General features: G+C 58.7%; 7 protein-coding genes. 5 read left to right on the top strand and 2 right to left on the bottom strand.

Annotated elements, in window-relative coordinates; genetic code table 11:
- The coding region (locus AC1DLB_RS21475) for a matrixin family metalloprotease (protein WP_477785599.1) at nt 1-736 on the bottom strand (736 nt) is incomplete at its 3' end.
- Between the two features lie 84 nt (nt 737-820).
- Between AC1DLB_RS21475 and AC1DLB_RS21470 the strand changes: the two genes are divergently transcribed.
- Entirely contained in the window at nt 821-1,465 is a 645-nt protein-coding gene (locus AC1DLB_RS21470; protein WP_477745585.1) for an MBL fold metallo-hydrolase, read from the top strand.
- Nucleotides 1,466-1,570: 105 nt separating this feature from the next.
- Complete coding sequence (locus AC1DLB_RS21465) at nt 1,571-2,302, top strand: YiaD family glycine zipper/OmpA-like lipoprotein (protein ID WP_064616197.1); 732 nt, start codon at nt 1,571-1,573, stop codon at nt 2,300-2,302.
- Nucleotides 2,303-2,452: 150 nt separating this feature from the next.
- On the opposite strand, the gene AC1DLB_RS21460 is transcribed toward AC1DLB_RS21465, so the two are convergent.
- Complete coding sequence (locus tag AC1DLB_RS21460) at nt 2,453-2,887, bottom strand: Z-ring associated ZapG family protein (RefSeq protein WP_018930114.1); 435 nt, start codon at nt 2,885-2,887, stop codon at nt 2,453-2,455.
- A 144-nt stretch (nt 2,888-3,031) separates the two neighbouring features.
- Here AC1DLB_RS21460 and AC1DLB_RS21455 point away from each other — a divergent pair, with 144 nt between their 5' ends.
- From AC1DLB_RS21455 to zapE, 3 genes are all read left to right on the top strand, one after another.
- Entirely contained in the window at nt 3,032-3,676 is a 645-nt protein-coding gene (locus AC1DLB_RS21455) for an alpha/beta hydrolase (protein WP_086946161.1), read from the top strand.
- A 24-nt stretch (nt 3,677-3,700) separates the two neighbouring features.
- Nucleotides 3,701-5,056 carry a tryptophan--tRNA ligase gene (locus AC1DLB_RS21450; protein WP_064616198.1) on the top strand — a complete coding sequence of 452 codons (1,356 nt, stop codon included), beginning with the start codon at nt 3,701-3,703 and terminating at the stop codon, nt 5,054-5,056.
- A 90-nt stretch (nt 5,057-5,146) separates the two neighbouring features.
- Nucleotides 5,147-5,618, top strand: a 472-nt coding sequence (gene zapE, locus AC1DLB_RS21445) for a cell division protein ZapE (RefSeq protein WP_477785598.1), incomplete at its 3' end; no start/stop codon positions are given.

The following is a 5,618-nucleotide window of genomic DNA, read 5'->3' as shown; positions in this document are numbered from 1 at the left end:
CATCCCAGATGGTTTCGAATACTGATTGGTCGGGTGCCCAGCGATAGACGTTGTCACCGGTTTGCCAAAGCATGTTGGCGCCGTAAATTTTCTGGATAGCGAGAATATCCAGCAGCATCGGTGTCGTCGGCTGATAGGAGTACGCATTGTTGTAGCTCATGATCGTGTAATGCGTATCATCGAGCAGAGGCGAGATCAGCGTACTGTTGGATTGGCTCGACTCGAATGGATGTTTGAGGCCCAGGGCATGACCGATTTCATGCACGAACGTCATGAAGTCGTAAGTGCCTTTGACGGGGGCAGGGTTGTTCGTATCCGGGCTGATCCATACATCTCCGGCCAGCGGTGTCCGGTCGGGGAAGTAGGCCCAGGCAGCGGCGTCGTCGTCCATGTCCCAATAGCCGCCGAATCGCAAGTCGCCCACAGTGTTGATGTTGTCACTGACCAGAGTGAACTTGACGTTAGCCACGGCGCTCCAGGCGCCAAGCGCACCGGTCACGGCGTTTTGTTGAGCCGATGTCAGAGCGAAGCTGTTCAGGAATTCATTTTTTAAGCTGTATTTGGCAGAGAAATACGATTGGCCGGGGGTGACGAAACTATAGGTCAGCCTTGTCGCGAAGATGTCTGCGCCGAAGTCAGGGCTCAGCCAGGAGGTGCCATAGATCAGGCTGTCGACTTGTTGGTTACCGGTTAGAACAGATGGCTTTGTTAAAATGTAACCAAGAGGAGACGACATTCTAAATATCCTGAGAAGGCTGCGACCGTCCTGTATGTGGCCGCTACAAGGACGCGATTTTGCACCAGAGTATCAGGGCCTCCCGTGAACGCTCCGACCCCCACCCTCATCCGCGAAACCTTCCCCGTCGGCCCTTTGCAGTGCAACTGCACAATCATCGGCGACCCCATCACTAAAAAAGCCATCGTCGTCGACCCAGGCGGCAATCACGAGCTGATCCTGGCGCGGCTCGACGCCCTGGGCCTGAAGGTGGTCAGCATCATTCACACCCACGCACACCTCGATCACTTCCTCGCCTCCGGTCAGTTGAAGGAGAAAACCGGCGCGACCCTGCACCTGCATAAAGAAGATCAATTTCTCTGGGACAACCTGGAGATGCAGTGCCAGATGTTCGGTGTGCCTTACACCCCGGTGCCATCGCCGGATCGCTGGTTGGCCGATGATGAAGAGTTGGCGTGCGGGTGTGGCGTGGCGTTGCACACGCCGGGTCATACGCCGGGTTCCATGAGCTTTTGGTTTTCAGAGGCTAAGCTGCTGATTGCCGGTGACACGCTGTTCAAGCGTGGGGTAGGGCGCACGGATTTGTGGGGTGGTGATCAGGCAACACTCGTGCGATCGATCAAGCAGCGGTTGTATTCCCTCGACGAAGAGGCAACCGTGGTGTCCGGGCATGGCCCGGACACCTGTCTGGGCGATGAAATGCGCGGTAACCCCTTTGTAAGAGCTTGAAGGGCTCTGACGGAATTTTTGTCATTGCCAATGATCCAACACCCGCAAAGGTTCATTGCTTAAGTCCGTTGCACCACAGAATGCAAAAAAAGTAGGAGCTCCTCCATGTTCACCTCGCGTCGTTTGATCGTTGTCGCTACTGCAGTGGCTCTGTTGTCCGGTTGTGCATCGCCGAACCCTTATGACAACCAGGGTCAGGCCGATGGCAGCTCCACGGGCATGAGCAATACCGCCAAATACGGTGGCCTCGGCGCCCTGGCCGGTGCGCTGGCCGGTGCTGCCATCAGTCACGATAACCGTGGCAAGGGCGCGCTGATTGGCGCCGCCGTGGTGGGTGCTTCTGCTGCCGGTTACGGTTACTACGCCGACCAGCAAGAGAAAAAGCTGCGCGCCAGCATGGCCAACACCGGGGTTGAGGTGCAGCGCCAGGGCGATCAGATCAAGCTGATCATGCCGGGCAACATCACGTTCGCCACCGATTCGGCGAACATTGCCTCAAGCTTCTACCAGCCGCTGAACAACCTGGCGGGCTCGCTCAAGGAGTTCAACCAGAACCAGATCGAGATCGTCGGCTACACCGACAGCACCGGCAGCCGCCAGCACAACATGGACCTGTCCCAGCGTCGCGCCCAGAGCGTGGCGACTTACCTGACCTCACAGGGTGTCAGCGGCGCCAATCTGTCGGCACGTGGTGCCGGGCCGGATAACCCGATTGCCAGCAACGGTGATGCCAATGGCCGGGCACAGAACCGCCGCGTCGAGGTCAACCTGAAGGCGATTCCGGGCCAGCAATACGGCGGCCAGCAACAGCAAGGCACTGTCCAGCAGTACCCATGAGAGGCTGACCTCTCCCTGAAATGAAAATGCCCGATCCTTAAAGGATCGGGCATTTTTTTGTGTCGCTTGTTCAGGCGATGAAAAATTCAGAATAAAAAAGCCCTCGGACAATCACTCGTCCGAGGGCTTTTTGTGTCGCGCGAAACCTGATTACTTCTTCAGGCCGTAATGCTCATCGAGCATGCCCGGCGCGTTCGGGGCTTTGGGAGCGTAATCGCGAGGCGGTTCCTGATCGCGCGGTGGCGTCAGGCGTTCCCGTGGAGCCTGCACCGCGTCAGCGTGCAGGGCAGCCAGCAAGCGTTGGCGAGTCTGCTCGTCCAGGGCCAGACGGTTGGCACCCTCGGCGAGATGATCCTGCACTTCCTGATAGCTCTGAGTCAGTTTCTTGACCAGGGATGCAGTGCTGTTGAAGTGGGTGACCACTTCGTTCTGATACTTGTCAAAACGTTCCTGAATATCATCCAGCTGACGTTGCGTGCTGCTCGGAGCGGCATTCGGCACCAGGCGAGCGATCAGGAATCCAATGGCGACACCCACAACCAGGGCAAGAGTCGGCAACAACCAAACTAAGAGCGAGTGTTCCACGAGTCCTTCCTCTATAAACGGCTTTGCTTTACGTTAACGGCTCGAACCTGCGCTGTATACCGCGATTCACTCGCAATAGATTGGCACAGACAATTTGCTAGACGAGTCGACCCGATTCGAGGTCACGGAGTTCCTTCCTTGCTTATGCGCGAAACCCCTGTAGTGATTGATGGCCCGGTGGGTCAGTTGGAAGCCCTGTATCTGGAAAACATGAGCCCGGACAATGAGCAGCCCCGCGGCCTGGCGCTGATCTGCCATCCGAACCCGGTGCAGGGCGGCACGATGCTCAACAAAGTCGTCTCGACCCTGCAGCGCACCGCGCGCGATGCCGGTTTGATTACCTTGCGTTTCAACTACCGTGGCGTCGGTGCCAGTGAAGGCTCGCACGACATGGGCTCCGGCGAAGTCGACGATGCCCAGGCAGCGGCCGAGTGGCTGCGGGCCAAACATCCTGAATTACCTTTGACCCTGTTCGGTTTCTCCTTCGGCGGTTTTGTTGCAGCCAGTCTCGGCGGACGCCTGGAGGCCAAGGGTGAGCAGATCAAGCATCTGTTCATGGTCGCGCCTGCGGTCATGCGTCTGGGCGATCAGGATCAACTGCCGCACCAAGGTACATTGACCGTGATCCAGCCGGAAACCGACGAAGTGATCGATCCGCAACTCGTTTACGATTGGTCCGACGCACTCGATCGCCCCCATGAGCTGCTGAAAGTGGCAGAATGCGGACACTTTTTTCATGGCAAGCTGACCGATCTCAAGGATCTGATCCTGCCGCGTCTTTCGAATTGATTGCAGTCTGACAAGCGATTACCCATGACGACTCGTACCCGTATCCTCACCGGCATCACCACCACCGGCACGCCGCACCTGGGCAATTACGCGGGGGCTATCCGCCCGGCGATTCTTGCCAGCCGCGATAGCAATGCCGATTCGTTCTACTTCCTGGCCGACTACCACGCCCTGATCAAATGCGATGACCCGCTGCGCATCCAGCGCTCGCGTCTGGAAATCGCCGCGACCTGGCTGGCCGGTGGCCTGGACGTGGACCGGGTGACGTTCTATCGCCAGTCCGACATCCCGGAAATCCCGGAGCTGACCTGGCTGCTGACCTGCGTGGCCGCCAAGGGCTTGCTCAACCGTGCCCACGCCTACAAGGCGTCGGTGGACAAGAACGTCGAGAATGGCGAAGACCCGGATGCGGGCATCACCATGGGCCTGTACAGCTACCCGGTGCTGATGGCCGCGGACATCCTGATGTTCAACGCCCACAAGGTGCCGGTCGGTCGTGACCAGATCCAGCACGTGGAAATGGCCCGTGACATCGGCCAGCGCTTCAACCACTTGTTCGGCCAGGGCAAGGAGTTCTTCACCATGCCCGAAGCGCTGATCGAGGAAAGCGTCGCCACGCTGCCAGGCCTCGACGGTCGCAAGATGTCGAAGAGCTACGACAACACCATTCCGTTGTTCAGCAGCGCCAAAGAGATGAAAGACGCGATTTCGCGGATCGTGACCGACTCCCGTGCCCCGGGCGAAGCCAAAGATCCGGACAATTCGCACCTGTTCACCTTGTTCCAGGCTTTCGCTACACCGGCACAAGCCGACGAGTTCCGCAGCGAATTGCTCCAGGGCCTGGGTTGGGGCGAGGCGAAGAATCGCCTGTTCCAGTTGCTGGACAACGAGTTGGGCGAGTCCCGCGATCGTTATCACCAGTTGATCGGCCGCCCGGCAGACCTGGAAGACATCCTGCAGCTCGGCGCCAAAAAGGCCCGTGCAGTGGCCACGCCGTTCCTCAACGAGTTGCGTGAAGCGGTCGGCCTGCGTTCTTTCGTCGCCCAGACTCAAGTCGCTGCCACCACCAAGAAGAAAGCCGCGAAAGCCGCGCGCTTCGTCAGCTTCCGTGAAGACGATGGCAGTTTCCGCTTCCGTCTGCTGGCGGCCGATGGCGAGCAGCTGCTGCTGTCGCGCCACTTCGCCGATGGCAAAACCGCAGGTCAGGTGACCAAACAACTGCAATCCGGCCAGCCATTGGACGTGCGCAGTGAAGACCTGAACTTCAGCGTCTGGCTGGAAGGCGAGTGCGTGGCCGACAGCCCGGCCTTCGCCGACAGTGCTGCTCGCGATGCTGCCATCGGCGCATTGCGGGTTGCACTGACACCGGTTCAGGAATAAACAACGGTTCGGTCCGACCAAGGGCCGATTGCCATTCCCATGGGCCGTCGCTACAGTGACGGCCCGTTTTTGTTGCCTTGCTAACGAATTATGACGCCCCTAGAACGATACCAAGCTGATCTGAAACGCCCGGAATTCTTCCACGATGCTGCGCAGGAAACGGCAGTGCGTCATTTGCAGCGCCTGTACGACGATCTGGTCGCGGCCTCGCAGAACAAACCGGGCCTGCTCGGCAAACTGTTTGGCAAGAAGGACCAGGCGCCGGTCAAGGGCCTGTACTTCTGGGGCGGCGTGGGTCGCGGCAAGACTTACCTGGTCGACACCTTCTTTGAAGCGCTGCCGTTCAAGGAAAAGACCCGTACTCACTTCCACCGCTTCATGAAGCGCGTGCACGAAGAGATGAAGACTCTGGGCGGCGAGAAAAACCCGCTGACGATCATCGCCAAGCGCTTTTCCGACGAGACGCGAGTGATCTGTTTCGATGAATTCTTCGTCTCCGACATCACCGACGCCATGATCCTTGGCACGCTGATGGAAGAGCTGTTCAAGAACGGCGTGACCC

Source organism: Pseudomonas sp. 05N434, assembly GCF_056396965.1.
The sequence above is the reverse complement of the archived record's forward strand: the minus strand, read 5'-3'. Positions and strand labels throughout refer to the sequence as shown.